Origin of the sequence: Streptomyces sp. NPDC006643 (assembly GCF_042870175.1) — a bacterium.
Lineage (GTDB): Bacteria > Actinomycetota > Actinomycetes > Streptomycetales > Streptomycetaceae > Streptomyces.
In genome coordinates this window covers 119368-144202 of record NZ_JBIAHA010000020.1, presented here as the reverse complement: position 1 = coordinate 144202, position 24835 = coordinate 119368, and the positions used below count along the sequence as shown (strand labels likewise).

Here is a 24835-nt window from a genome sequence, read left to right as displayed (position 1 = left end):
CGACGTTCAAGCCCCCGACGAGGCGGGGCACGGTCACGCGGCCTTGTCGAAGCCGCTCTGCTTCGGCGCGTGTTTGGCGACGGCGCGGGTGGTGATGGCCTTCGACGCGTGGGCGGAGGCGGCGGTCAGTTGCTCGGCGTCGGGTTCCTGGTACCAGGGGCGCAGGTCGAGCATGGCGACGCGCATGCCGGTGGCGAAGCACAGAGCGGTGCCCTTGGGCAGGGCGCGGATCGCGTCGGCAGGCAGGATCCGCTCCTGCCTCATGCTGACGGAGGTCGACTTGCCGGAGTCGGAGTGCGAGGTGGAGGTGGTCTGCACGTCGTGGTCGCCGATCAAACGGCTGAGCTTGTCGGCGAAGTCGGGGTCGTCGATGCCGGAGCCGATGACCTTGATGGTGGAGGCGGACCACATGGCGTCCATGCCGGCGTCGCCCCAGACTTTCTGGCCCTGGCGGTAGGACTGAAGGATCGTGACCGGGATGATCCCCCGGGAACCCAGGTGGGAGTACAGGTCGGGCAGGTCGCTGATCTTGCACACGTTCGCGGCCTCGTCGAGGATCGCGAGCAGTGGCGGGTCGAGGCGCCCGCCGGCGCGCTCGGCCTGGGCGGTCGCGGCCCGCATCACGGAGTCGGCGCACGCGGCGATCAGCGCGGAGGCGCCGCCGCCGCCGTCCTTCGACAGGAGGTAGAGGGTGTCGGTGGAGGTGACGAAGTCGGCCGGCCGGAACTCGGGGATGTTCTTCTGGGGGGTGACCCAGGCCGCGATCTCGCTGTTCAGCAGGGCCGCGGCGTACTGGCGGGCGGTCTCGTAGATCCCATCGCGTGTTTCCGGGGGGCCTTCGACGGTGCCTTTCAATTGTGCGGCGACGGCCCGCAGGTCGTGGTCGCGGAGGATGTCGAGCGGGGTGCGGTCGGCGGGAAAGGCCAGCCAGTTCATGACGTCGGTGACCGGCCGCTCGTCCAGGGCCGCGGCGAGGAATAGCTGGCTGAGGATGTTGGAGCCGGCCTTGGACCAGAAGTCGCCCTGCTGGGAGGCGTCCACGGAGGCGGCGAGGAAGTGGCCGGCGAGCCGGTTCGCCCCGTCGAGGGTTTTCGCGCTGGCGAGGGGGTTCCACCACATGGTCCGCTCGGCGTGGGCGATCTGCTGCGGGTCCATCGACCACGTCCTTCCCACCCTCGTACGGGCGTCGAGGGTGGCGGTGTAGGCGTCGCCGCCGGCCTTGTTGGAGGTGAGCAGAACCGGGCCCGGTGCGGCGAGGATGGAGGGGATCGCCAGCGAGGTCGTCTTGCCGGAGCGCGGTGCCATGATCGCGACGGCGACGTCCTCGTACCCCATCCGTACTTCGTGCCGGGTGCCCTGGAGGTTGCCGAGGAGGATGCCGGCGTCGGCCGCGTCGATGCGCTTGGCGTCCTTGAGGCTCGGCCGCAGCGAGCGGGCCTTGGCGGCGGTCGCCTTCGCCATCAGGGGCTGGATCTCGCGGGCCTTGGCCATTCCGGTGATCTTCTTCCGGTTGCCGCCGCGGTTCTTGTGCCGGGACCACAGGACCCCGGCCAGGGCGCCGAGGACGAGCAGGACCGTGGCCGGGCCGACCCGGGCGCCGATCAGCAGGGCCGTGTCGCTGATCTGGGGCCAGAGGTGCTCGGGGTGGAGGAGGGCGGTGGTGGGCTGGTACGGCGCCCAGTCGCCGCCGGTGAGCCGGGTGGTGAGGTTGCCGCCCAGCCAGGCCAGGTTGGACAGGGGCACCGCGATGGCGAGCACGGCGAGAAGGAGCCGGGAGGCCATGTCGTAGCCGTCGGTGTTCGAACTGTTGGAAAGGTGGGGCAAGGGCAGTTCCAGGTACGGGTGGACGTGATGGGAAGCGCGGGCGCGCCGGGTCAGCGGGTCCGGCGCGCCGGGGGCACGTGCGGCGCGGGTGGGGCAGCGGGCGGTGCGGGGTGTCGCGCGGCGAGCGCGCTCACGCGTCGCTCCAGGGCGGAGGCGATGTCGGCTGCCGGGACGCGGCGGGTGCTGACGCTCATGCGGTCGCGGGCGAAGCCCGGGATGTTGCCCGGGTCGCGGGCGATGGGGGTCTGGTCGGCCAGGGACCGTGTGACGGCCGTGATCAGATGGGCCGGGGTGCTGCCGGTGAAGTGGGCCCGCCAGATCGTCGGGTTCTCGATCACCGAGGTCTCGACCGTCCACAGGTCCCGGCCGGCGGTGCCGAGGTGCTCCACGCATGTGATGCCGTCGGGTGAGGCCAGCCCGTAGAGGTGGCGTGGGGTGTCCCACTCGGCTTCCCGCAGCGGGGCGTACGGGTCGGCCGGCGAGTCGGCGGGTCCCGCTGGATCGGTGAGGGCGTCGGTGAACGCGGCGATGATCTCGACGGGGGTGCGGGCGCCGAAGGTGGCGGCCCAGGCGGGCTGGAGCGCGCTGTGCGCGTGCCGGATGGTCCACCACGGATCGTCCGGGTCGGGGTCGATGCGCAGCTGGGCCTGTTGGTCGGGGCTGGTGAGGATGACGCGTGGCATCAGCGGGTCGTGCCCGTAACTCCAGCCCGCCGCCCGGTGGAGCGGGACGGTGACCCAGCCGGGGTCGCCGCCGCCGGCCAGGTAACGCGGAGCAATCAGCGCCTGCTCGATGGTTCCGGCTGTGCTCCTCACCGCCGTGCCGGCGGGGTTGTGGGGGCGGCGTCCGGAGGCGGCGGTGCCTTCACAGGGACTACCGGGGAGCGATGCTGCTGGTTCTGTGCCTGGGTGTTGATGTCGATGAGGGCCTGGCCGTGGATGCCCCACTGGTCTAGGTGATGCCAGGCTTCCGCGCGGTTTTCGGCGAGCGGCTCGTTGTACGCCCTGGTGCTGGGCACGGCATCCGTGGGCAGGTTGCCGCGCAGGTCGAGCCATTGGCGGTGCAGCGTGTACAGCTTCTGCGTGCTGGTGCGCAGTTCACCCAGCCGCCACGCGTAGTCGCTTGTGGCGGAGGCGGGCAGGCGGGCCAGTTGATGTTCGGCGATGTCCACCAGGACGTCGGCGTGGAAGTAGACACGGCCGAAGGCGTTCAGGGTGTCGGTGTCACGCTGCCGCTGACGGGCACCGTACGCGGCCTCGTCGAAGGGCTCGAACGTCTCCGGGTCGCAGTGTTCGTCGGCGTAGGCGTCCCACGCGGCGACGATCTCCTTGCTTTCCCGCAGATACGTTGCCAGTTGCCGCAGGTAGAGCTGGTGGGCCTCGTTCGAGGGCAGGTTCGATGGCGGCGGGGTGGAAGTGGTCAAAGACGGCTCACAGAGGGATCGCGGTCGGCGGAGGCCGGGTCGGGTGGACAACCGGCTCTCCGGTAGGACAGGACCCGCCCTGTCGGGGCGAGTTCACCGGTTGGGCGGCTGGTGGGTCAGCGGCTGCGGGCCGGCACCGTGGGAGTCGTGGAAGGGGCCGGTGGCTTCTGCGCCGGGAGTGTGGTCCGGCGGGTCTTGCGGGCTGCGGTCCGTACGGTCTTCAGCCGTGCCTCGTGGGCAGCGGCGAGTTGCTCGCCGAGTGGCCCGCGTTCCTGGGTGACGAGGTGGAAGTGGGGGACGTCGTAGTAGCGGCGCTGGACCGGTTCGTCGAGGGCCAGAGCTCGGGTGAACGCGGCGATGAGATGGGGCGGCATGCGCTCGTCGAGGTAGGCGTGCCAGATCCGCTCATGTCCGCCGCCGCCGATGGGCAGGTCGGCATCGGCGCTCCAGAGCCCTTTACCGCGTCCGACGGCCCAGGTTTGAAGGCTGAGGATGTTGTCGGGGTGGCGGGCGCTCTCGTTGCCGTGTTCGTCGCGTTCGTAGGTCCAGCCTGCCTCGGTGAGCGGGCCCCAGATGTCCGGCGCTGTCTTGGGTACCGGCTGGAGGAGGGCGTCGGTGAGGCCGGCGAGGATCTCCACAGGGATGTTGCCGCCGAACTGCGTGTACCAGCCGTCCTGATAGCCATGGGCCTGGATCCGCCACCACGCTGTGTACGAGCTGGTTTCGGGTTCCAGGGCGACGGTGTGCCGGTGGTCGGGGCTGGTGAGGATGACGTGGGGGTATTCGGGGTCGGAGTGGTTCTTCCAGCCGGCGGCCCGCAGTGCCTGGGTGATGTGCCGGGGATCGCCGCCACCGGCGAGGTAGCGGGGGCTGGTCTCGAACCAGAGGGTGTGCTCTGGGCCGTCGGTCCGGGTGGAGATGTACGGGTGGCTCAATGTGGGGTCAACGTGCCGGAGGCTTGCGGGAACGTGCTGTTCAGGCGCTGTATGTCCCAGTGCAGCGCGTGCCATTCGGTGATCTCCCGGGCGGCTTCACGCAGCCCGAGGATGATCTGGCGAACGTCGTCGTCCATGGAGTGGTTGGCGGCCTGTTGGGTGACGACGCGCGCGGCGTTGCGCAGGATGTCGCCGAGCAGGATGGGCACGCCGGTGTCCTGGTGGAGGAGCGGTGCGAGAAGCGGCAGCGCGTCGGGAAGCGGGGGCTCCTCGCGGAGGTGGGTGACGAGGTCGGCCAGGATCCTGGTCGCCTGTTGCATCTGTTCTGGTGTGGGTGTGCTGGGGTGCGGGTCGGGCATCAACGTCCTTGTTGCGTGGGGGAGATGGGGTTGGTCAGCGTCGCGTGTACGAGCCGTTGGCGGTCTGGCGTGGGCTGGGGGGTGTGGTGCCGGGGCGGCGGGTGGTGGTGTTGCGGGCCCAGGTGGTGGCGCGGGCGGCGGTGAGGCGGGTCTGCTGCCAGGCGCTGAGCTGGGAGGGCAGGACGGACACCGACCGGGTGCGGATGTGCCGGCTGGGCGGTATGTGGCCGCGGGGTCGCATGACCGGATCGGGGTGGGCGAGCGCGGTGTTGAACGCGGTGATGAGGTGCATCGGGGTGGTGGGGGTGAAGGTGGCGTGCCAGGCGGTGCCGTACTCGGTGGTGGCGCGGGCCCACCACATCGCCTGGCCCGGGCCGCTCTGGTGGAACTGCAGGAAGGTGGTGCCGTCGGGGCTCGACATCCTGACGTGCGGGGCGCGTTGACCGCTCCACCCCTGCTGGTGCAGGGGCTGCCACACGTTGGGGGCGTGCGCGGTGTGGGACTGTGTCAGGGCGTCGGTGAACCCGGCGATGATCTCGACGGGAACCCTCGGACCGAACGTCGCGTACCACTTGTCCTGGCCTGGCGCGCGTTTGCCGGAGACGGTCCACCCGCCGGGCTGGACGAACGGGTCGTAGCCGACGCGGACGGTGCGGTCGGGGCTGTCGAACACCAGCGGACCGCCGGTCTTGGACCTGTCCTTCCAGCCCGACGCGCGCAGGTACTCGGTGACGTGCCGCAGGTCGCCTCCGCCCGCGAGGTGGCGGGGGGTCACGAGGTAGTGCTGCTCGGGGCGTTCACCCGGACCCCAGCCCGCCCACTGCCGCGTGTTCTTCCTCGTCCTGGTCCTCTTCGTCACCGGTGCCGACCGACGCCCGTGGCGGAGACCGCAGGTTTCGGCACCGTCACGGTCGCGGCCGGTGGCGGTGTGGCGAGCGCGGTGATCGTGTCGGTGTGCTCGTCGATGTCGAGGCCGATGTCGTGGAGTTCGTTCGCGGCCCGGCCCAGGGCGAGCGAGACCTCTGTGGGCAGGAGGTCACGGGTGGAGAGGTCTTTGGCGAAGTGGGAGCCGGTGACCATGAGGCCGGTCATCCGGCCCAGGACACCGTCTTCGCCGTCGAGGACCTTCGCCAGTATCTGGGCGGCCTCCTGTGGTGTCGCCTGGATGAGGTGTTCGTTGAGCGTGTTCAGAAGGCTGGCGATGTCATCGGCGAGGCGTACGGGGTAGGAAGTCGGGTCGGTCATGGTCCTCCGGGGTGAGTGTGGTCAGCCGGTGCCCGATCCAGAGCGGCCTGCGGACGCGCCTCGGCCTGCCGGCGAAAGACGGTGGGGGCCGGTGGGGATACAGGCGCGCAGGTAGCGGCGGAAGAGGGCGGTCGCGAGGCGAGGCGTGAGGTGCCGGCTGATCGGTGGTGGCATACGGGGTGTTACGGGTTTCTCCGATGGGTCGGCTTACGGATGCCCCACCGGTCTTACGGGGTGCGCCCGGGTGGTGCGGGTGGTGTGGGGGCCGCCGGTGCCGGGGGCGCGGGAAGGTCGGGGTTCCCGGCCCGGATCTCGCGTACGACCTGCTCGTAGACCCGTCCGATGAAGACGTCGGGGGCGCAGTTGACCTTGTATCCGGCGAGGAGGAGGGCGGGGACGGCGCACGTCGCGAGGCGTTTCTGTTCGTCGGCACCGAGGTGTTCGGGCACGATGTGCCAGGTGTAGACGGGGCCCGGGGTGCGGATTTCCCGGCGTTTGAGGCCGAGTTGGTCGAGCAGGTCCAAGAGCTTGGCGGGGGCGCCGGTACGGGTGTCGGCGTGGATGGTGGTGGTCAGGGCTTTGACGTAGATCTCCACGTCGGTGCCGTACTCGTCGGCCAGATTGGCCATGAGGGTCTCCGGTTCAGCGGTGGCGGGAGGCGGTTGCGGGCGGCTGCCGCACGGGTGCCAGCGGCGTCGTGCCGGGCTCCGGCCGCTCCGGGGCGAGTGCTGCGTAGTTGCGGGTGTGGAGGACCCGGGCGGCGGCCCGCGACAACATCTCCGTGGTGTCCCCGAGCAGGGTGTCTGGTTCCGGTCTCGTACCGGTGTCAGCACTGGGAGGCCAGGCGACCCAGGCGCGGACGACGACTTCCCGCACCAGCGGCAGCACGCCCGTGACCGGTGCGGCGACTGCGGTGAGGATCTCGGCGATCTGCGTGCCGCTCGTGGCCTGACTGACTTGTTCGGCGAGTGCAGCGAGGTAGCGCAGGGCGGCCTCGCGGTCGCCGTCCGGCGCGGCAAAGGTATTCAGGGCAGGGTCGAGGTGGACGCTGTGGCCGGTGGCGAGGAGAGCGTGCGAGGCGGCCGTGGCCTTCCGGCGCTGCTCCCCGGCGGGCAGGCCGTGGGGCAGCCGGTGGTAGGGGCCGCGCGGACCGGGGGCGTCGAGGAAACCAGTGCGCTGGAGGATGTCTGCCGCCTGTTCGGTGCCTCCGATGGCGACGACCAGCCCGGTGCGGGGATCCAAGGTGATGGTGACGTATTCCAGCACCCGGAAGTCGGGTTCCCCGTGGTTCATCGAGCCCTGCTGGCCTGGCCCGGGGTGCTGACAGGGGACGGCGGGTTGGCGGCCGGTGCGGTGCCGGGAGAGGTCCGGGCCGCCGGGTGTCGGAGGTTGATGCCGATGCCCAGCGCATCGAGCTGCGGGCCGATCTCACGCACGGCAAGGGCCTGCGCGGCGGTGTCGTCTCCGCCGAGGCGGTAGATACCGCTCTGCTCGTCCTGGACGAAGCCGTTGGCCACCAGAACGGCGCCGGCGGTATCACCGACGGGCGCGGTCATGACACTGCCGTCGGGCTGCCAGGTCATTACGACCCGGTCCGGCTGCGACGGCTGGACGCCGCCGACGGCGTTGTGACGGGCCTGGGCGAGTGCGGTGTCGTAGCGGACCAGCAGGTCGGAGGCGACCTGTTCCGCGCTGACGAAAGGGTCGTCGGTGACCGCGATGCCGTCCGGTTCCCGCACGTTGCCGTATGCCTCGTCGGGCAGGCCGCTCGGGGCGAGGGCGGCGACGAGGAACCCGCTCTGTCCGTCGTGCCGGTCGAAGACGGCGAGCTGGGCGCCGTCGGTACGGGTGAGGACGGCCGCCTGCCGCAGCGGGTGAGTGGCGAGAGACTCGGCGACGAGATCCAGGTCCCAGATCCGGTCGGTCAGTTCGGCGAGGTCGTCCTTGTCCTCGGGCGAGTGACAGGAACTGGTCCAGGTGCCGGCGAGCCCCTCGGCGAGGAGGTCGGCGTAGGAGGCGAGGTGCTCGGAGTTGTCGTGCATGGTGTCCTTGGAAGTGGTGGAGGTCAGCGGCGCGGTCCGGCGGCCACAGCAGGCGGTGACGGGGCCGGAGTTGCGTACGGAGGGGGCGGGCAGGCGCACACGGCGGAGCGTTCGCGCTCCGTGGCGGGGACCTCGGCGGTGCAGGTCCGGCGGCCGGGGTGCGGGGCGTGCCGGTCGGCGAGGGCGTTGCGGGTGTGGGCGAGGTCGGTTCGCACGACGTGCAGGTACTCGTCGGCGAGGCGGTGCAGCCGCCGGGCGGTGTGCGGGTCGGCGGCCTCGCCGAGCCCGTCATGGAACTGGGCGGTGGCGGTGAGGACTTCACCGACAGCGGTGAGGATGCCGTCGTGGTCGGCGGTCAGTTCGGTGAGGACACCGGCTGCCTCGTCGGTGGTGGTGGCCGCGCGGATCCGCTCGGCGAGATGCAGGATCTGGGCGCCGAGCGGGAGATGGTGCGGCTCGCGCAGCTCGGTGTCGAACGCGTCGTCGCAGTCGACGTGGTAGCCCACGGTGCGAAGACGGGCGACGGTACGGGTGGCGAGGCGCGCCTCCTCCGCCTCGTCGAGGCCCGTGGGGAGGCGGTGGTAGTGCTCGTGGAGACGGACGACGGGCACCCAGTCGGTGCGCTGGAGGATGCTGTGCGCCTCCGGATCCCCGCCGCGGGCGAGGACTTCGCCGGAATGCGGGTCACGCCGCAGGGCGAGCAGGCGGTCGTACAGGGTCAAACAAGGGCCTTTCTGATGGCGAGGGGTCGGTTCACCGGGCGCGGTGCGACCCTGGCACCAGCGGCGGGGCGGGGACGAAGGGGATGGTCCTGGTCCGGCCGGCGGGTTGGAGCAGTGCGGTGGCGGTGGTGTCGAGGTCCTGCTGGAGGGCGAAGAGCCGGCGGGCTGCCCATTCCAGGTGATGGCCCGCCTCCGCACCGTTGCTGCCGGGGAGGGCGTCGAGGCGGTGGGCGGCGTGCTCGATGAGCTTGCGCGCCGCAGCCAGCGGTCCGGACCCTTCGTCGGCCAGCTTGGCGAGAATGGCGGCGGATTGAGTTGCCTGGGCCGGCACCGCCCGTGCACTGGCCGGTTGTGGGGGAGTGATTGGTACGCGGGTCAGGCGAAGGTCGTGTTCGATACGCCGGGCCTCGTCCGCCAGCCGTTGCAGGAGGTCGGCAGGCTGGGGCTGCCAGGCGCCGTCGAGCCGGATGAGGTTGGCGACCAGGTCGAGGCGTCCCGGTCTGCCCTGCACACCGATCCAATGGCAGCCGTCGTGGTCGCCGGGTATCTCGATACCGGCGGCGCGGGCCAGGCGGTGCGCTGCCTCTGCCCACTCCGCATCGGACAGGTCACGGTCCTCGGGGTGGAGCCGGACATCGAGGTGGAAGATCGCCCGCCGGTCGTCCTTCGGACTGGCGGCGAACGGATGCTCCAGCAGCGGTTCTTCGAGGTGCTGTGCCCACTGGGCGGCCGTCCACGACGCCTGTTCGTCGTCCAGGGTGTAGTCGTCCAGGCCCGGCCAGTAGGCGACCACGGTGTGCTCGGGGAGGCCGCCCTCGAACGGTATCGGGCGTCCGAGTGCCTCGCTGAGCGGATCGTGCGGAGTGTGCGTGCGTTCGTAGAGACGGGGGATCATGTCGCGGTGCCCCCGGAGATGTGAGCCGGCGGGCGCTGGTGGATGTCGCGGGCGACAGCGATCAGGGAGCGCTCACGCACGAGATCGGAGTGGACCGCGATGTCGCCCGGCGGCAGAAGATCCAGGGCCCGGTCGATGGCCGCGAGCCCTTCGTCGTAGCGGCCGAGGCGGCGCAGCGCTCCCGCCGCGCGGAAGAGCGCGATCGGATCGCCGCCGGTGTCGAACGGAGGACCGGTGCTCAGGGCCAGGAGCCGCTCCGCGCCGCGGTCCAGGTCCTGGCCCAGCCACAGCCCGTGCAGCAGAACATGCCGCGTCTTGGCGTGATCACCGGCCTCTGCGAGGACCTCGTCCATCACGGCCAGGCCCGCGTGGCGGGACTGGCCCAGCAGCGCGAACGCGTACAGCGCACGGCTGTAGCAGTCCAGGGACGAGCGCACACCGGACGGGAGTTGCTCGACGAACGCCTGAAGGGCGCGGCAGCGGAAGTCGTAGCGCAGTGCGCTCAAGTACAGGTGCCGGTAGGCGCGTTCGGTGACCGGATCCAGGCCGGCGGCCTTCACCTGCTCCGGGGCCAGCAGGCCCAGGACGCTGTGCCCGGCGGAGCGGGCGGTCCAGGCGGCATCCGCGCACACCTGCGCCGATTCCCACCAGTGGGCGCCGAGTTCACGCAGATCCTCCGCCAGGCGGGCCGGCCAGGACGGGTCGCCGGGGTGAGCGCCGGCCTTGGCCGCGATCTTGAGGAGGGCCAGGGCGCGGCCGGGGGTACGAATGGGGAGGTTCACCGGCCGCTCCGCGTATCACTGATGTGGACAAGCTGGTTGAGGGCGGTGGTGGTGTACCAGCCGCAGTCGATCAGCGCGTTGCCGTCGGTGTGCTTCGGCAGGAGGTGGTCCTCCATGGCACGCAGGTGGATCAGGCAGTCCGGGCAGCGGCGCGAGAGGTGCACCAGGTAGCGGGGGTGCGCGGTGACGTACGTCTGTGCGCCGCCGGTGGCGTCGCGCAGCCGCCATCCGTCCTCGTCGGTCGGGGTGTGCCAGGACGGCGCGACCACACGCATCGCGTCCCCCCACAACTCCCCGCTGGCGACCCCCTTGATGACGACGACCTGGTCGCCCGGCTGGAAATGCCGGTGGGTGATGTCACGGACCGGCGTGAGCGGGTCGGGCGTCGGCGCGAACGCCGGGGTCGGAGGCGGAGTCCAGGACGGTGACATCGATACAGATCCTCTTCCGGAGCGGTGTGGCGGCGGGAGGATCAATGGTCCGGACAAGCGCCGGTTTGGATAACCGGCGATTCCCGGCTATGTTCCGCCCGCTGTCACCGGAACGGGTTCTCCGTCCCCCGGTCCGACTCACCGGCCGCTTCGAGTAGTTCGACCAGGTCAGCACCTTCCGCGTCCCGCTGGTCGATCCACCATCCGGCCCGGGTGACGGTGCGGGCTTTCTCCTCCAGCTCCGCCCAGTCCGCCTCGTCCCAGACGCCTTCGACGACCAGTACGGTGTGTGCTGCCGTCACCAGTTGGTGGCGGCAGCGCTCGCCCCAGCCGAGGGCCTTCTCCGGGCCTTCCAGCGGCGGCATGTCGAACTTCGCCGCCCATTCGGCGGCGGCCTGCTGCTCTTGGGCGCGTTTGTCGGCGAGCCACTGCTCGGTGGACTCGGAGGCTGTGTCGCGGGCGGCTTTCCAGCAGTCGGTGCAGTCGCGGGTGGCGAGCCAGCGGGCGAAGCCCGCCCGCCGGTCGGCGGGACGCCCGGACAGGTTGTGGACGATCGAATGTCCACAGGGGTGCTCGACGGTCCATTCGGTACGGATTGCCACGTGGTTGTTCCTGCTTTCTGTCTTCTGGGTCGTTTCAGCGTGTCCTGCGGATGGCGTCTGTGGCCGCCGTGGCGATGGCGACGGGAGCGCTGGAGGGCTGGGGCAGGTGGAGCAAGGTGGTCCCTGGCAAGTGGCGGGACTCTGCGGTGAGGGTGAGCTGGAGTACGGCGCAGCCGGCGGTCGTGAGGCGCTTGACGCGGGTGAGGGCTTGAGCGGTTTCGTCGTTGCCGTACTGGGCGTCGGTGACGATCACGAGGAGGCGGCCTGTGCCGGGGCGGCTGAGTTCGAGGCCGTGGTCGAGTGCGTCGATGGCGTCGCCGAGGTTGTGGTGGCCGCCGGTGGCATCGAACGTCGTCACGCGCTCTGGTGCCCGGTGGGTGGGTCGGGTCAGTGCGGTCAGGTGCCTGTCGTAGGCGATGGTGGCGGTGAGGGAGTCGGGGTCGGTCAGGGCTGCTGCGCGTGCCACGATCCAGGCAGCGGACGCGACGGGCGCGCAGGCGGCGCGCATGGAGCCGGAGACGTCGACGGCGATACCTACACGCAGCGGTGGAGTGGGGGAGTTGTGGCGGCGGGTGTGGGTGAACGGTTCCGCGGTGGGGACCGACCCGGCCGCGCGCTGGGCGTCGCGGGCGAGGGCCGCGCGCATGTTGAGGCGGCCGGGCGGGGTGGGGCTGGTGGTCCGCTCCTCGGTCCGCTCGCGGTAGGCGGCGGCACGCAGGGCGCGGCTCAGGCGCGCGGCGGCACTCTGCTCGGCGGCGGTGGGCCTGCGGGTGCCGGTGACCGGGTTGCCGTGGGGCGCCGGTGTGCCGTCGGGGGTGACGGTGGTGCCACGGGCGTTGAAGACCGACTTGGCGGTGGCGGCGGCTTTGCGTCGCCGGCCGGCCCGCTGGGCGCGGTCCTGGGCCTGCGCCTTGGACTGCGCGGCCATGGTGCTGGTCGCTGCGGCCTGTGCCGCGAGGTCGGCGGCGTCGGTGGCTGCCGTGCTGTCCATGACGACCCCCACGGCGCCGGACAGCAGATCGGTGAGGTTCTCCGGCACGGGCAGGGCGGGGGCCGCAGCGTCCAGAGCGTCGCACCATTCTTGCGCGTGCGCGAGCATGGTCGTGGCGTCGTGGTCGGCGCACTGGTGGGCTGCTGTCCAGACGCGGGTGAGGGCGGACAGCAGGTCTGAGCCCAGCACCTTTTCGCACAGATCGGCGACGGCCCTCGTCTCGCCGGCGTCCAGGATCCCGACGTCACGGCGGCCGAGGACCAGGGCCGCCACGGCGGCGGCGTGCTCGATGCCCTTCAGGGTGGGGTGGGCGATGTCGGGCATGACCAGGGTCCGGGCACTGGTGCGCAGGTACGTGCGGTCCGTGGGCCGTGTGATCAGGTGTGCGCCTTCGACGCGGCTCTCCTCCAGCAGGAGCGCGGCCTCGGCGACACGGGGGTCCGCTCCGGCCGGCTGCGTCCAGACGGAGTGGGCCGCGTGCGCGGCCTCGTGGACGAACACTCCCCAGGCGGCGGGATACCGGTCCTCGTCGCCCAGGATCCGCGGATGGATCTCGTGGGGTTTGAGCGGGGCGAACAGGCGGGCGTCGAACTCGACTTCGCCCAGCGTGGGGAAATAGGCGGCCGGTGCGCCGCTGCGCGTGCCGGGGCGGCAGGTGACGAGGAGGTCCTGGCGGCCGGAGAGGGCGACCAGCCGGTCGCCGAGTTCGGCTCCCACGCGCAGCCACGCAGCTGGGGATGAACGGGGTTGCGTGGGCGGGGCGCCGTCGTCGTCCCATCGCGCGAGGTCGGCGTAGTCGTCCGGCGTGGACTGGATGTGGTGGTGGGCGCTCATCGCGAGCGGCCCCGGTGCGTGGCCCCGGTGGTGCCCGGGGGCCGGGTGGCCGGGGCGGGGAGCTGCTTGCCGAGGGTGAGGGGAGCGATCTTCCTTACGCCGACCGTCTTGATGACGGCGGCGGCGACGGCGTCGCGATCCTCCACCGGAGCGATGCCGACGAGGTTCGCGAGCGCGGCCTTGGTGCCGAGGACGGCCTCGGTCTTCTGGTAGCTGAGCAGCTCCCGCAGTTGCGGGGCCCAGCCCAGCTCGCCGAGTTCGACCTGGTGGGCGAGGTGCCGGGCGACCCGGACCACCCGGGCATCGATCCTCAAGGCCAGGGCGAGGTCGTAGTCCGTGCCGATCTGGATCTGCACGCTGAACCGGCTCGCGAGCGCCTCCGTCAACACCGCCCCGTGGACGCCGGGGTTGTGGCCCGCCACCACGTAGAAGCCCGGCTCGGCCTTGATGGTCTCGCCCTTGTGGGCCTTGACCTGGATCTGCCTGCGCCCGTCCATCGTGGGATACAGCGCCGCCAGGACCTTCGGTGAGATCAACGTGGCATCGTCGATCAGCAGGGCGCGGCCCTCGGTCATCGCGGTGACCAGCGGACCGTACTGGAAGACGTAGGCTCCCGCGTCGTCCTGTGTGTACTCGCCGATCAAGTCGCCGACCGTGGTGTCGCCGTCACCGGCGACGGTGAGCAGGTCCTCGAACGCCGCCTCGACCAGACTCGTCTTGCCGGTGCCCGGAGGGCCGTAGAGCAGCACCGGCACGTCGGCCTCACGCAGCCGGTTCAGCGCCTCGACGTCGGGCAGATCGGCCAGCTCCCGGGGGTGGTAGACCTGGCCCCCCGCGCGGCGGACCGGGCCGGTCTGCCTGGGCGCGGCTGCTGCGCGAATGGTCGTGCGGGCCATGGCCGCCCGGGTGCGGGGAGAGTGGGTGCCCGGCGGGCTGATCACAGCGGTCTGCGCGGCTGCGGCGGTTCTCGCGTTCGCGCGGAACTCCGGCTGTCCCGTTCCGCCCTGGTCGGCCTCACCCCGTCGCACCAGGGTGAGGGCGGCATTGCGGACGGCGCCGTGGGAGTGGCCCAGCTGCCGGGCCATGTCCCCGATGGTGAGCCTGTCCAACGGCCGGTCGGCCAGCAGTCGGGCCACCTTGGCCCGTAGTTCACCGCCCTTGGTGCGCGCCGGACTGGCAGGTGTTCCGGGGGTGGTCAAAACGAGACCCCTTCAACAGGTACGGACGGGGGCGGGTTGGCAATGCGCTGGAGAGGCTGGCCGCTCTCGGAGCGGATCACGGACGGTGCCGGCATCGGCGACCGGGCCAACCGGGGCGCACCGTCGGCGCTCACCGGCCGACCGAGGGCTCGGTCCAGGTGCACCGGATGGCCGGCGACGAGCAGCTCGCCGGCTGCCGAGCAGGCCCGTGCGTCCGCTCCGTACCGGGTTCCGTCGCTCGGCAGGCGCAGCCTGGCGTCTCTTCGAAGTCGGCCTGGAGCAGGATCCGCCGGGCGGCGGCGTTGTAGCCGGTGGTGGTGATCTCCCCGGTGAGGGTGTGCCGGATCGTCATGAACGGCTCTGCTGGTGCTTCGGTCACGGCGGATCTCCTATCGGTAGTGGCGGCAAAGCGGTGGGGCATTGGGCGAAGGCGAGGCAGGCCGGAGCTTCCAGCACATCAACGGTGCGTGGCTGAACCACGAACGACGGGCAATGACTGCCGACATGCTCCAGGGCGGGCCTCACCGCCCCGCAGCTACCTGACTCGCCGTTGCGTACGTTCTGAGAGGGCGGTTTGTGCGGTGATATCCGTTTTGCTTCAGGTGGGAGCAAGGCCGCTGGGAGTTTCTGTCGGCTGCTTCCTGGTGAAGTTGCCGGTGTCGGCCTCAGACTTCAGGCAGGGACCGCTAAGGGCGACCGCTGCCTGGCGGCTGCGGAAGCTGTAGCGCCCAGGAACACACCAGACACGGGGGCAATGGAGATGAAGTACTTCCTCATGGCATGCGGGGCATTCCTTATCGCCGGTTTCTGCTTCTTCGGCGTCCTCGGAAGCCTCGACACACCAGGGCTGCGTAACCCGAAACACGCTGTCGCCTTCGGCGTCAGCGGGGTCGCATTCGTCGGACTCAGCGTCTGGTTTCTCACCCTCTGATGCAGAACGAGCGGTTGGCCGGCCTGCCGCTCGGGGCGCTTACCGGCGCCTGGTTCCCGCCGCCGAGGCCGGCAGCATCATCACCTGCCGTATCCCCCCAACTTCGCACGTCATCTAGGAGATTCATCTACGGCTGTTGTTGATGCACCTGGCTACTCCCGGTGCCTGCTCATGCGTGCTGGCGGTGGTGCCGACCACGCTGGACAGGGGTTCGGCCGGGGCGGGCGAGGAGGAGGACAACGAGCGCGAACGCGGCGCCGGCGGCGGGGAGGGCGGCGAGGGTGTGGGGGTGGTCGGCGAGGCGTCCGGCCAGCGCGGCGCCGGCGGCCTGTCCGACGCCGATCGAGAGGATCAGCCACGCGTACGCCTCGGTCGTACGTGTCGGCGGCGCGAGCGTGTCGGTGATGGTGAACGCGCGGGCGACGGTGAGGGTGAGGAACGCCCCGGGAACGAAGACCGCGGCGGTTGCCGGATAGGGGTTGGGCAGGGTGAGCAGCGGCAGCCATCCGAGGAGGAACCCGCCTGCGCCGGTGAGGAGTTGGCGGGTCGGTGTGCCGGGCCAGGTGCGGTGTCCGTAGAGGAGGCCGCCGAGGAAGCTGCCGGTGGAGAACGCGGCGGGCAGCACCCCGGACAGCAGGTCCGTGTGGTGCCGTTCGGCCATGGCGACGGCCCATACGTTCATGCCGCCGATCGCGACCCCGACGCCCACCAGCGCGATGAACAACAGGATCAGTCCCGTGCTGAACAGCCGATCAGCGGTGCCGTTTGAGGCTGCGGGGGAGGGCTTCCAGGTCCGTGACGGCGGTGCGGTGAGTACCAGGGCGGTGCCGGCCAGTCCGAGGGCGGCGGTGACGACGAGCGCGAGGGCCGGGTGGTGGGCGGTGGTGAGGGTGGCGGCGAGGAGGGGGCCTGCGATGTAGAGGAGGCCCTGGGTGCCGGTGTCGAGGGCGAGCGCGGTGTGCCGGCGTACGGGATCGGGCAGGACGCTCGGCCACAGGGCCCGCAGCCCGGCCTCCAGCGGAGGAGCGGCCAGCCCGCCCAGGACCACGACCGTGGCGGCGAGAGTGGGGGATCCGGCGGTGCCGGTGGCCGGGAGGGCGAGCAGGGCGGCGGAATTGAGGACCGCGGCGGGGCCGGAGACCCGGGTCTGGCCATGCTGGTCCATCAGCCGGCCCTTTGCCGGCTGGGAGAGCGCGGATGTGAGGCCGTAGAGGGCGGAGAGGAGTCCGCCGAAGGCGAGGGTTCCGCCCTGGGCGGTGACGAGCAGCACGATCGCGACCGGCGCCATCCCGTTGGGGAGGCGCCCGATCAGGGTTCCGCCGAGGAGACGGGCGACGTACGGGCTGCCGAGTACCGCGCCGTACGTCGTACGGGCGTGTGAAGGCGGGGAATCGGTGAGGGTCAACGAAAGGGAGGAGGCTTTCCGGGGTGAGGACTACCGGTGGCGTACCGGAGCCGCCGCGGGTGAGGCAGTTGAAGGGGGCGTGGTGGCCGGGGCAGTCGGTGCCGGGGTGGTGAGGAAGCGCGGGTGGGGTGCCCGGTGCGGGGGCAGCACGCCGACGGCTGCTGACAGTTGCTCGCCCGCGTCGAAGAGTTCGTGCCTCAGTGCGCCGAGCTGCCGGGCGAGGAAGTTCAGGCGGACAGCGGAATCCCGGCCCCGACGGGTCTCCAGCGCGTCCGCGAACTGCCCGGCCGTACGGACGAGTTCGCCCAGGCGCTCCAGCGGTCCGGGTGCGCCGGTGGTGTCGTCGGCGGCGGTGAGCAGGGCCTCGGCGACGTCGCCGCTTTGGTGGGCGACGGCCACGTCGTGGATCAGATCCTGCACCCGGACTTCGGGAGCGGCGAGGCGGTGCTGGTAGCGGGGGACGCGGGGGCGCAGCACTCCGGGCGGCACCGGCGGCGGGGCCAGCTGCCCGGCCCGGTATTCGTTGTCGTCTTGCCCGAGGACCTGCCAGTGCGGCTGGTCCAGGTCACCGGCGAGGACGAGAACGGTGGAAGCATCGTCTTCGACCAGGTAGGCCAGGGTGATGAGACGGCCCCGGGCGTCATACCAGGACTCGAACGGCTCCATCTCGCCCCGCTCGTGTGCGGTCTGTGCGCGCTCCTTCCACGCGGTCTGCTGTTCACCGGTGAACTCGGGTGCCGGGGTGCGGTGCTGGTCGACGAGGTTGGTGAGGACCGTGGCGTGTTCGGCCCACACGCTCAGGTACGGCCACAGCGCGCGGTGCTGTTCGCGGGCCGCGCCGCTGCCGGGCGGCGGTGTGTCGGTGAGGATGCGGTGGATCTGGGTGGCGGCGTGGTCGAGGTCGTCCAGCACGAGGAGCCACGCAGCGTGGTGGCGGGCGGGCGGCATGTTGTCGATCGCGGACCGTGCCGCTGCCAGCAGTATGGACGTGTGGGGGAGGAGGTGTTTCTCGAACGCGGCTGTGGCGTCACGGTTGCGCTGGGCCGTGGCGGTCGTGGCTGCCGGGGTGTTGGTGATGGTGCCGTGCCGGTTGCGCAGGGTGTCCAGCGTGGTCTCGCACTTCAGGTGGATGAGGGAGAAGCGCACGGCGTAGCCGCGGACACGGGCGGCGAGGTCGGCGGGGGACGGGACGGGGTCGGGGATGGTTCTCTCCGGAAGCGAGGGTGTCAGCGGTGGCGGACCGCAGGCACGGTGGAGCCCGGCGGCGGGGTCGGCGGGGTACGGCTGGGAGCGTCGGACTGCGCGCCGGCGAGCAGGGTGGGGTCGAGCGTGAGCGGGTAGCGGGCTGCGGTGAGCATGTCGGCGGCCCAGGAGGCGTGTTCGTTCTCCCACTCAGTCCCCATGTCGAACGGCAGACGGATCCAGGGGCCGGACAGGGTGGGGAGAGTCAGGAACCCGGCCCGCCGGAGCAGCTCGGCGGCAAGAGTGTCGAGCGGACCAGTGGCTTCAACCTGACCGCCGTATCTGCGGATGATGCGGATTCGCTCGGCGTTGGGGGTCACTGCGACCGGCCGGTCGTGGGGGAGCGCAGGCGGACCGTGGGCGTGTAGCCGGGCACCGGCGGGACCGTACGTACGGACGGCGTTTGGGTGGTGGGGCCGGGACGCTGCTGCGGCGAACGCCGCGCTGCTTGCGCGATGCGGCTGCGCCGCTCGGAAAGCCCGTTCGGCAGGGCGGGAGTCGGCGGGTGCGCTGACTGGGCGGGGTCGAGGGCGATGTCGGCGTGCACGGTGTATCCCTGGCGGCGCAGATCGTGGACGGCCTGCCGGGTGCGGCGACGGCCGTCCTTCTCGGGAACGGTGAGCCGGTAGAGGCCCGGGTCGCCGGGGAGGGGCTCGAACTGGACACGGGTCAGGAACCAGTCGGCGAGGTGCGCGGGCAGAACGGTGGTGGTGTTGGCGGCGGCGACGAAGCCGTGGTCGGGGTGGGTACCGAAGACGAAGTGATGGGATGAATCCACAGGCGAAGGGGGACCTTTCTGCCGGGGACGGAGGGAACAACAAGCAGGTGACGTACGGCAGTCCGCATGGTCAGCGGCGCCGGCCGGGGCCGCTGGGGCACTGCGGTCGCGGAGGGAGAACACCGGGCGCCCGGGTGGTGCTCGGTGCAGGAGGCGATGCGTCGGTGAGGATGGCCGTGTCGACCGCGATCCAGATGCGGGTGCGGGTCTGGTCGACGGCCCGGCCGATGCGGTGGAGTGCGGGGAGAAGGCTCTGGGCGGGAAGTTGACCCCAGGTTGGGGAGGGGCCGTCGAGAGTGAATGTGCTGGCCACCGGCTCGTCGAGGATGAACTGCAGTGCGGGGCCGTCCTCCTGGCCGATGAGGGCGTGGCACAGGGAGATGGCGGCGTGCCTGATGTCGCTGCCCTGAACGGGGGCTCCTGGGTGAAGCGGCCCGGGGTGGGCGTCGATACTCCGGGACGGCGCCCGCTCTTGTGGTTGAACGGTGGCCTGGTAGGTGTGGTCGGCGGCCGAGAGGGCCAGGCGGTGGATCGCGCCCACGCACTCGGCGAAGTCGTCGCGGTCCAGGTCGGCCCAGCCGAGCGGCTGCTGTCCGCGGGTACTGGGGATCACCAGGCCGTCCAGGCTCTCCGCTGTGCCGGAGGGATGGTCCAGGGAGCACAAGGCCATGGCGCACACGTGGGCGGCGGCACGGGCGACATCCTCCTCGGTGAACGAGGCGTCCGCAGAGAACCGGGGTGGCGATTCGAAGTGGACGTGGTCAGGCAGGGGATCTTCTTTCTAGGGCGTCAGAGGTGCGCGTTCACCGGCCGGGCAGGGGAGCGCTGGTGTGGTCGTGAGCAGCCGTGGGTTGGGCGCGGACAGGGCGAAGTGCCCGCCGGGGACGGCGGCGCGGGCCTGGCGCTCGAACGTCTCGCTGTCGGCCAGCCATGTTCCGATCGCCGGCAGGACCGCGGTGCCGAGCTTGCTGCGTATCTGGGACCACTCCTGGGCCGACAGGTCTGCGGGGATCGAATACAGCTCCGCGCGCAGGGTGTTGAACTCGTCCCAGGCGTTCTGGCTGTTGGCGAGTGCGTCGCGCAGCCTAGACAGTGCGCCGGCGTCCTGTGGCCAGGGGCTGGCCGCAGGACGGCACCGGGCGAGCAGGAGCGGCGCGTGCTGGAGAACGTCGCGGAAGGCGAGCCAGGCGTGGTCGGCGAACGCACGCTCCGCCTCCGCCTCCAGCCGCGAGCCAGCGAGCGGCGCTACGTTGCTGGGCTGTTGGGACGCCCTGATCGTCTGAAGTGTTTTGTGCTCCGGACGGATCCGGTTCAGTGCGGCCATGGCGGTGTCGAGCGCCCGGTGGTGCAGGGCCCGGCGGTAGGTCGGCAGGAAGGTATGGGCGACGGCGCGTGCGGCACGGTCCGCCTCGGCGGGCAGCACGATGCTGCGCGGCGCGTTCGGCTCCTGCCAGTTGTCGTCGTACTCCTCGGTGGCGAAGGCGCCCACGAGATAGCCGACGGCGTGACCGGGACGCTCGATCAGCAGCAGCTCGGTACCGGCATGGTTGCTCAGCACGACCGCGCAGGGAACGTGCTCATGGAGCACCGCCTTCAGGAGATCTCCGCTGTCCCACAGCGAGCCGATCAGGTCCTCCTGCCAGTGCTGGCGGGAATAGATCTCCACCCTGGTGCTCCAGTCGCCGGGCAGCCGGGCGGCGATCTCCGAGCCGATGTCGCCGAGGTAGGCGCGGCTGCTGATCGTGATGCTCGCCCTGTGCTCGTGGGCGCGGTGCACCAGGGCGCTGGCGATGTCGCGTGCCGCCTGCGTCTGATCCGGTAGGGCTGCGAAGGCACCGCCGGGCAGGGGGCTGAACCCGGCTTCCCGCAGCGCATCTTGGGCCTGGGGGAACCTTGCCCCGGATGCGATGGCGACGAGGCCGTGGGTGCGGCTGGTCGAGAGGATGATGTTCGCGACGGCCGGGTCGGTCATGCCGGCCCTCCCGCGGCAGACTCCAGCGGCCGGTCACCGAGCATGGGCTCGGACTGGTGGTCGCGCAGGGCGGAGCGCAGACTGCGGCCGTACTGCCAGGCGTGCTCCCTTGCCGCCGACTCCAGCTCGTCGTACCCGGGCTGGGCCGTGAGCTGCCCGGGGTGCTTTCGGTACCGGTAGACGGTGACCGGCAGCAGGATCCCGGGAGTGAGATTCGTTATGCCGACGGCCGTGCAGTAGTCCTCACCCTGGACGAGGCCGCCCATCGGGGCCGCGCGCAGCAGCTCGGTGCGGGCGAGGATGGTGGTCGGCCCGATCGGGATGGTGTCCGCCGGGGACGTCCAGTACGTCCACACGTCGCCGGCCTCGTGACGTCCGGGCGGCGTGGGGCATTCCCACAAGCGGGTCGAACCATCCGGGTGAAGATCCTGACTCCACCCGGCGCACCAGCCGACTCCCGTTCTCTGGAGGGTGTCGAGGCGCACGGCCATGGCGTCGTCGGTGAACTCGTCATCGTCGTCCGCCCAGTTTGTGTAAGGGGTGTGGACCTTGTTGAGGGCGAGGTTGCGGGCGCACGCGGCGCCGACGGGGCGGGGCAGGGCGAGGATCCGCACGCGCGGGTCGGCCGCGAGCGGTACGGGCAGACGCCGAGGGTCGGCGCCGTCGATCGCAATGACCGCCTCCCACGGGACCGATTGCCGGGTGAGGCTGGCGTGCATGGCGGTCAGGTGGCCGAGACGGTCCTCACGGAGTCGGGTAGCGATGACGACCGTGATCAAGGGCGTGGGCAGGAGAGCGCTCCAGTGCTGTGGACGGGGGTTACCGGTTGGGCGTGGGGCCGGCGGGCGGGGACTTTGGCGGGCCCGGGGGAAGGGACTGCTCCGCCTGCGGTGTGCCTGGTGTTGGGGCGGGGTCGTATTCGGCGCGTAGAGCGGCAAGGTCGGCTTCGTCGGCGAGGCCGAGTGCCGACAGGCTGCGACGGGCCGCTTCCAGCAGCTTTTCGGGCGGGGTCCCGGGCTCGGGATAACTGCGGCGGTGGCTCCGGTGGGCGATGTTCGTGAGAAGCTCGCTCATTGTGCTCAGGGCTGGCTGGGCGGCGTCGATGAGGTGCTGGGTGATGGCGCTGACCTCGGCGGGTGTCTTGGCTGCGGCGAGGGCGGCGAGATACGGAGCGGGGTCGGGTGCCGGGAGGGGCTCGGTGGGGAGCGGGTGCTTTTCGAGGAACGTCCCGGCGTCCCGGCGTGCCCAGCGCAGCAGATCACTGCGGGTGGCGATACCGAAGTGGGCGGCGGCGATCTCCTCGGCGGTGAGGCCGACGTTGTCGTACTGCTCGAAGTCGGGGTGAATCAGGGGAAGTTCCTTTCAGCGGCGGGTGGGTGCGTGCCCGGATGGAGGCAGAGCGGGGCGGCCGTCCTCGATGGGCAGAGCGTGGTGCGTGCTGGGTGCCGTCCGTCCTGTTCGAGGGGTGGTGCTGTTGCGGCGTACGGCGGCCAGGGCGTGCTGGTAGCGGGGGAGCAGGCGGCGGGTCACGGCTGCCGCGGCGCGGGCCGGGTCGCCGGGGACGGCGATTCCGTTCGGCTCGTCCACACCGTGGAAGTGGTGGAACTCGATGCGGGGTTGCAGGGGTGTGACGAGGAACTGGTCTGTTCGCAGGGGGCGTTCGACGACGTACAGCCGCTGCCCGTGGGATCCGTTCAGTTGGGCGTCGTGGCGTAGGACGAATTCGCTGACGGCCCAGTGGACGTGGCCCAGGTCCCACACCCGGTTGCCGAGCGCGAACTGCTCACGGTAGGCGGTGTGCTGGTGGTAGTGGTTGGTCCAGGTGCCGGGCAGGCGTGCGGCGAGGGCGGTGGCGAAGCCGGACAGGTCTGTTGGGCGGTGGGGCATCCGGGTCACCTGCGGTGGATGGTGAGCGTCACCCGCCGGTTCTGCTTCCGCCCGGCTTCATGGGTGTTGTCTGCGACGGGCCTGGCTTCGCCGTGTCCGCGGGTGGTGAGCCTCACTGTGTTCGGCAGGTGCCGGCGCAGGACGCGTGTGACGGCGTCGGCGCGCTGCTGGGACAGGACCAGTCCGTGGGAGGCGGAGCCGAGGTTGTCGGTGTGACCGGCGACGGCAACGGCGGGCGATCCGGCTTCCCGGATCGCCCGGGCCGCGTCGGTGATCCGACGCTCGGCGATCTTGGAGAGGCGTGCGCTGTCCTTGCCGAACAGGATTCCGGCGGAGAGCGCCACCTCCACCCGGTCGTCGGTTTCCTCCCGGCGGACCCCGGAACTCCCGCTCACTTCCGAGATCTTGTGCACCACGCTGATGACCCGGTGGGAAGGCGCGGTCGCGGCTGGATCCGGGCCGGCCGCCTGCACCGGTCCTCCCACCACCGAGGTGGTCAGAACAAGGCCCAGTCCCAACAGTATTCGCTGTCGGATCATCGGGCGGTTCCGAGGGGGATGGTGGCGTTGGGGAACGTCGGCAGCTGGAAGTCGACGCTGCTCACGCCGGCGGGCGGCGCGGGGAACTGGGCGAAGACGGACACGGTTTCGCCGGGCTTGAGGGCGCGCAGGGCGGTGGAGCACAGGCAGCCGCCCGCGGTGTCGCGCAGCACGTAGTACCGCATGTTGTGGGCGGCGTCGGTGAGGGTGGCGCCGGCCAGCGTGTGCATCCGGCCCTTGATCGAGGCGTCGGTGCCGCCGTAGGCGCTGATCCCGAAGAACCCCTTGGTCCCGGCGTTCTTCAGGGTCGCGGAGACGGTGACGCTCTTGCCCGACGCGGCGCGTTCAACCTGGGTGATGGTCAGGACGATGCTGTCCCGTCCGGTCACCTGGGCCAGGACACGGCCACCACCGCCTTCCGGAGCAGCGGCTCGGTCAGAGGTGGAGGGCTGCTCGGCTTCGGGGGCGGCGGGGCGGGACTCGGATGCCCGGTCCTTCTGCGAGGCGGAGTTGTCGTCGGTGGAGCAGGCGGTAAGGGCCAGGGTGAGGGTGCTGGCAAGGACGGCGGTGGTGCGGAGGGTGGTGCGTACGGTCACAGGGTGCGGTTCTCCGGGTGGCGGGTCAGCGGGCCGGGTTCGGCCCGGAAGGAGTCGGTACTGCGGGCGACAGCGTGCCGGCCGTCGCGTGAGCGGCTATCTCCGACGGTGTCGGCAGACGACGGGGACGGTCGTCGACCTTGTCGGCGTCGCGGCTCAAGTGCTCGGCGGCGGCGGCCAGTTGGGCGCTCGCGCCGCGAACGTTCTCGTCCAGCGCCTGGCGGATGTGGTGGATCGCAGCCTGCTGTTCGTCGCTCTGTTCGTACGCGTTGAGCTGGTGCAGGACGCTGAGCTGGGCCACCATTTGCCCGAGTCCGGCGAGTGCGAGGCCGACGGGGATCGCGGCGCGTGCCACCGCGGCAGTTCCCCGGCGTAGTTCCCTGGTCTGCCGGTGGGGCCGGCGGGCGGCTTCGTCGAGCTGCCACGTCACCGCGTAGGTCAGGTCGGCGAGCAGATCTGCGAGGTTGGATGTTTCGTCGCCGATCCTGCTCTGCAGATACCCGGTGGGTGCGGAGGCCGCGGCGGCGACGGCCCGGGCACGGTCCCTGAGACGGACAGCGAGGGTCCGCAGGTGGGCGGGGTTGTCGAAGTCCAACGGGAAGACACTCCAGGGCAGGGATGGGTCAGCGGCTGCGCCCCCGGTGCGAGGAGGACGTCGCCGTGGGTGTGATGGCGGCCGAAGCCGTTGGTGCGGGTGGTGTCTGTGCAGTGAGCAGACGGTCCGTGTCCGCGCGGAGCTGCCGGGCGGCGGCGAAGAGTTGGGTACGCGCCTGGGTGACGTGGGCGCCCAGTACCTCGATGGTGTGCTGGAGGTCCTGCGCGTGCCGGGGGCCCGGTGGGCTGTGGGCGAGGTGGTGCAGGTGCCCGGTGGCGGTGACGGCGGCGCCGAGCGCGGCGAGGGCGTGTCCTGCCGGTGTGGCGGCGCGGGCCAGGGCGGCGGTGCCTTCCCGCAGCTCCGGTGTGTAGCGGCCGGGGCACCGATGGGCCAGGCGGTCGCGGGTCGCGGCGATGTAGGCGAGGTAGGTGAAGTGGCGGGTCAGATCCCGGATCGCGTCCTCCAGGTCCTCACTCGTGCTCGACCTGGGGTCCGGGTGGATCTGGGTGAGGAGCGGGAGGCGGTCGGCGATGCCCGCCAGCTGCTCCATGGCCATGTGCAGGTGGCCGGCCTCGTCGAAGTCGAGGACCAGGGTGACCTCCTGGG

At 71.2% G+C, this 24835-nt stretch carries 31 protein-coding genes; 1 reads left to right on the top strand and 30 read right to left on the bottom strand.

Annotated elements, in window-relative coordinates:
• Positions 1-33: 33 nt before the first annotated feature.
• The 18 genes from ACFYNU_RS26420 to ACFYNU_RS26335 form a co-directional block, all read right to left on the bottom strand.
• Positions 34-1782 (bottom strand): type IV secretory system conjugative DNA transfer family protein, encoded by a 1749-nt coding sequence (locus ACFYNU_RS26420; RefSeq protein ID WP_388767422.1) that lies wholly within the window; start codon positions 1780-1782, stop codon positions 34-36.
• 92 nt (positions 1783-1874) lie between these two features.
• Positions 1875-2639 carry a DUF317 domain-containing protein gene (locus ACFYNU_RS26415; RefSeq protein ID WP_356593701.1) on the bottom strand — a complete coding sequence of 255 codons (765 nt, stop codon included), beginning with the start codon at positions 2637-2639 and terminating at the stop codon, positions 1875-1877.
• Positions 2636-3247, bottom strand: a complete 612-nt coding sequence (locus ACFYNU_RS26410; RefSeq protein WP_356593703.1) for a hypothetical protein — start codon at positions 3245-3247, stop codon at positions 2636-2638. The genes ACFYNU_RS26415 and ACFYNU_RS26410 overlap by 4 nt, the downstream gene beginning before the upstream one ends.
• 116 nt (positions 3248-3363) lie before the next feature.
• Positions 3364-4182, bottom strand: a complete 819-nt coding sequence (locus ACFYNU_RS26405; protein WP_356593705.1) for a DUF317 domain-containing protein — start codon at positions 4180-4182, stop codon at positions 3364-3366.
• Positions 4179-4502, bottom strand: coding sequence for a hypothetical protein (locus tag ACFYNU_RS26400; RefSeq protein ID WP_356593707.1), 324 nt, complete (start codon positions 4500-4502; stop codon positions 4179-4181). The genes ACFYNU_RS26405 and ACFYNU_RS26400 overlap by 4 nt, the downstream gene beginning before the upstream one ends.
• A 73-nt stretch (positions 4503-4575) precedes the next feature.
• Entirely contained in the window at positions 4576-5400 is an 825-nt protein-coding gene (locus ACFYNU_RS26395) for a DUF317 domain-containing protein (protein ID WP_356593709.1), read from the bottom strand.
• Entirely contained in the window at positions 5397-5786 is a 390-nt protein-coding gene (locus ACFYNU_RS26390; RefSeq protein WP_356593711.1) for a hypothetical protein, read from the bottom strand. Before ACFYNU_RS26390 ends, ACFYNU_RS26395 begins: the two co-directional genes overlap by 4 nt.
• A gap of 227 nt (positions 5787-6013) precedes the next feature.
• The gene (locus tag ACFYNU_RS26385) at positions 6014-6415 is read right to left on the bottom strand and encodes a hypothetical protein (protein WP_356593713.1); all 402 of its coding nucleotides are present in this window, start codon (positions 6413-6415) and stop codon (positions 6014-6016) included.
• Between the two features lie 13 nt (positions 6416-6428).
• Complete coding sequence (locus tag ACFYNU_RS26380) at positions 6429-7079, bottom strand: hypothetical protein (protein WP_356593715.1); 651 nt, start codon at positions 7077-7079, stop codon at positions 6429-6431.
• Entirely contained in the window at positions 7076-7828 is a 753-nt protein-coding gene (locus tag ACFYNU_RS26375; protein WP_356593829.1) for a hypothetical protein, read from the bottom strand. The genes ACFYNU_RS26380 and ACFYNU_RS26375 overlap by 4 nt, the downstream gene beginning before the upstream one ends.
• Positions 7829-7851: 23 nt before the next feature.
• Positions 7852-8550: a hypothetical protein gene (locus ACFYNU_RS26370; protein ID WP_356593717.1), complete on the bottom strand. Its 699-nt coding sequence runs from the start codon at positions 8548-8550 to the stop codon at positions 7852-7854.
• Positions 8551-8581: 31 nt separating this feature from the next.
• Positions 8582-9445, bottom strand: coding sequence for a relaxase/mobilization nuclease (locus ACFYNU_RS26365; protein WP_356593719.1), 864 nt, complete (start codon positions 9443-9445; stop codon positions 8582-8584).
• Entirely contained in the window at positions 9442-10227 is a 786-nt protein-coding gene (locus ACFYNU_RS26360; RefSeq protein WP_356593721.1) for a hypothetical protein, read from the bottom strand. The genes ACFYNU_RS26365 and ACFYNU_RS26360 overlap by 4 nt, the downstream gene beginning before the upstream one ends.
• Positions 10224-10658, bottom strand: a complete 435-nt coding sequence (locus ACFYNU_RS26355; RefSeq protein WP_356593723.1) for a hypothetical protein — start codon at positions 10656-10658, stop codon at positions 10224-10226. Before ACFYNU_RS26355 ends, ACFYNU_RS26360 begins: the two co-directional genes overlap by 4 nt.
• Positions 10659-10762: 104 nt before the next feature.
• Positions 10763-11260, bottom strand: a complete 498-nt coding sequence (locus tag ACFYNU_RS26350; protein WP_356593725.1) for a hypothetical protein — start codon at positions 11258-11260, stop codon at positions 10763-10765.
• Positions 11261-11294: 34 nt separating this feature from the next.
• Positions 11295-13085 carry a hypothetical protein gene (locus ACFYNU_RS26345; RefSeq protein WP_356593727.1) on the bottom strand — a complete coding sequence of 597 codons (1791 nt, stop codon included), beginning with the start codon at positions 13083-13085 and terminating at the stop codon, positions 11295-11297.
• A complete protein-coding gene (locus tag ACFYNU_RS26340) occupies positions 13082-14221 on the bottom strand; it encodes an AAA family ATPase (protein ID WP_356593831.1) in 1140 nt (379 codons plus the stop codon). The genes ACFYNU_RS26345 and ACFYNU_RS26340 overlap by 4 nt, the downstream gene beginning before the upstream one ends.
• A gap of 193 nt (positions 14222-14414) precedes the next feature.
• Positions 14415-14636: a hypothetical protein gene (locus ACFYNU_RS26335; RefSeq protein WP_356593833.1), complete on the bottom strand. Its 222-nt coding sequence runs from the start codon at positions 14634-14636 to the stop codon at positions 14415-14417.
• 402 nt (positions 14637-15038) lie between these two features.
• Here ACFYNU_RS26335 and ACFYNU_RS26330 point away from each other — a divergent pair, with 402 nt between their 5' ends.
• Entirely contained in the window at positions 15039-15215 is a 177-nt protein-coding gene (locus ACFYNU_RS26330; protein WP_356593729.1) for a hypothetical protein, read from the top strand.
• Positions 15216-15384: 169 nt separating this feature from the next.
• Here the strand turns inward: ACFYNU_RS26330 and ACFYNU_RS26325 are convergent, their stop codons facing one another.
• The 12 genes from ACFYNU_RS26325 to ACFYNU_RS26270 form a co-directional block, all read right to left on the bottom strand.
• Positions 15385-16620: an MFS transporter gene (locus ACFYNU_RS26325; protein WP_356593731.1), complete on the bottom strand. Its 1236-nt coding sequence runs from the start codon at positions 16618-16620 to the stop codon at positions 15385-15387.
• Between the two features lie 30 nt (positions 16621-16650).
• Positions 16651-17766: a hypothetical protein gene (locus tag ACFYNU_RS26320; RefSeq protein WP_356593733.1), complete on the bottom strand. Its 1116-nt coding sequence runs from the start codon at positions 17764-17766 to the stop codon at positions 16651-16653.
• 80 nt (positions 17767-17846) lie between these two features.
• Complete coding sequence (locus ACFYNU_RS26315) at positions 17847-18182, bottom strand: hypothetical protein (protein WP_356593735.1); 336 nt, start codon at positions 18180-18182, stop codon at positions 17847-17849.
• Entirely contained in the window at positions 18179-18640 is a 462-nt protein-coding gene (locus ACFYNU_RS26310) for a hypothetical protein (RefSeq protein ID WP_356593737.1), read from the bottom strand. Before ACFYNU_RS26310 ends, ACFYNU_RS26315 begins: the two co-directional genes overlap by 4 nt.
• A gap of 70 nt (positions 18641-18710) precedes the next feature.
• Entirely contained in the window at positions 18711-19310 is a 600-nt protein-coding gene (locus ACFYNU_RS26305) for a hypothetical protein (RefSeq protein WP_356593738.1), read from the bottom strand.
• Between the two features lie 111 nt (positions 19311-19421).
• Entirely contained in the window at positions 19422-20612 is a 1191-nt protein-coding gene (locus ACFYNU_RS26300; RefSeq protein WP_356593740.1) for a hypothetical protein, read from the bottom strand.
• The gene (locus ACFYNU_RS26295) at positions 20609-21391 is read right to left on the bottom strand and encodes a glycosyltransferase (protein ID WP_356593742.1); all 783 of its coding nucleotides are present in this window, start codon (positions 21389-21391) and stop codon (positions 20609-20611) included. The genes ACFYNU_RS26300 and ACFYNU_RS26295 overlap by 4 nt, the downstream gene beginning before the upstream one ends.
• A gap of 583 nt (positions 21392-21974) precedes the next feature.
• Positions 21975-22499: a hypothetical protein gene (locus ACFYNU_RS26290; RefSeq protein ID WP_356593744.1), complete on the bottom strand. Its 525-nt coding sequence runs from the start codon at positions 22497-22499 to the stop codon at positions 21975-21977.
• 5 nt (positions 22500-22504) lie between these two features.
• Positions 22505-22894, bottom strand: a complete 390-nt coding sequence (locus tag ACFYNU_RS26285) for an OmpA family protein (RefSeq protein ID WP_356593746.1) — start codon at positions 22892-22894, stop codon at positions 22505-22507.
• Positions 22895-23034: 140 nt separating this feature from the next.
• Positions 23035-23634: a hypothetical protein gene (locus ACFYNU_RS26280; RefSeq protein WP_356593748.1), complete on the bottom strand. Its 600-nt coding sequence runs from the start codon at positions 23632-23634 to the stop codon at positions 23035-23037.
• A 25-nt stretch (positions 23635-23659) separates the two neighbouring features.
• Positions 23660-24229: a hypothetical protein gene (locus ACFYNU_RS26275; RefSeq protein WP_356593750.1), complete on the bottom strand. Its 570-nt coding sequence runs from the start codon at positions 24227-24229 to the stop codon at positions 23660-23662.
• Between the two features lie 28 nt (positions 24230-24257).
• Positions 24258-24785 (bottom strand): hypothetical protein, encoded by a 528-nt coding sequence (locus ACFYNU_RS26270; RefSeq protein ID WP_356593752.1) that lies wholly within the window; start codon positions 24783-24785, stop codon positions 24258-24260.
• Positions 24786-24835 lie beyond the last annotated feature (50 nt).

What these genes read in the sequence shown, in the direction of transcription:
- ACFYNU_RS26330 (WP_356593729.1), top strand. Translation starts at nt 15,039, where the DNA reads ATGGAGATGAAGTACTTCCTCATGGCATGCGGGGCATTCCTTATCGCC.
- ACFYNU_RS26335 (WP_356593833.1), bottom strand. Translation starts at nt 14,636, where the DNA reads ATGACGATCCGGCACACCCTCACCGGGGAGATCACCACCACCGGCTAC.
- ACFYNU_RS26270 (WP_356593752.1), bottom strand. Translation starts at nt 24,785, where the DNA reads ATGGCCATGGAGCAGCTGGCGGGCATCGCCGACCGCCTCCCGCTCCTC.
- ACFYNU_RS26420 (WP_388767422.1), bottom strand. Translation starts at nt 1,782, where the DNA reads ATGGCCTCCCGGCTCCTTCTCGCCGTGCTCGCCATCGCGGTGCCCCTG.
- ACFYNU_RS26385 (WP_356593713.1), bottom strand. Translation starts at nt 6,415, where the DNA reads ATGGCCAATCTGGCCGACGAGTACGGCACCGACGTGGAGATCTACGTC.
- ACFYNU_RS26390 (WP_356593711.1), bottom strand. Translation starts at nt 5,786, where the DNA reads ATGACCGACCCGACTTCCTACCCCGTACGCCTCGCCGATGACATCGCC.
- ACFYNU_RS26400 (WP_356593707.1), bottom strand. Translation starts at nt 4,502, where the DNA reads ATGCAACAGGCGACCAGGATCCTGGCCGACCTCGTCACCCACCTCCGC.
- ACFYNU_RS26380 (WP_356593715.1), bottom strand. Translation starts at nt 7,079, where the DNA reads ATGAACCACGGGGAACCCGACTTCCGGGTGCTGGAATACGTCACCATC.
- ACFYNU_RS26365 (WP_356593719.1), bottom strand. Translation starts at nt 9,445, where the DNA reads ATGATCCCCCGTCTCTACGAACGCACGCACACTCCGCACGATCCGCTC.
- ACFYNU_RS26355 (WP_356593723.1), bottom strand. Translation starts at nt 10,658, where the DNA reads ATGTCACCGTCCTGGACTCCGCCTCCGACCCCGGCGTTCGCGCCGACG.
- ACFYNU_RS26305 (WP_356593738.1), bottom strand. Translation starts at nt 19,310, where the DNA reads ATGGCCTTGTGCTCCCTGGACCATCCCTCCGGCACAGCGGAGAGCCTG.
- ACFYNU_RS26375 (WP_356593829.1), bottom strand. Translation starts at nt 7,828, where the DNA reads ATGCACGACAACTCCGAGCACCTCGCCTCCTACGCCGACCTCCTCGCC.
- ACFYNU_RS26345 (WP_356593727.1), bottom strand. Translation starts at nt 13,085, where the DNA reads ATGAGCGCCCACCACCACATCCAGTCCACGCCGGACGACTACGCCGAC.
- ACFYNU_RS26290 (WP_356593744.1), bottom strand. Translation starts at nt 22,499, where the DNA reads ATGCCCCACCGCCCAACAGACCTGTCCGGCTTCGCCACCGCCCTCGCC.
- ACFYNU_RS26300 (WP_356593740.1), bottom strand. Translation starts at nt 20,612, where the DNA reads ATGACCGACCCGGCCGTCGCGAACATCATCCTCTCGACCAGCCGCACC.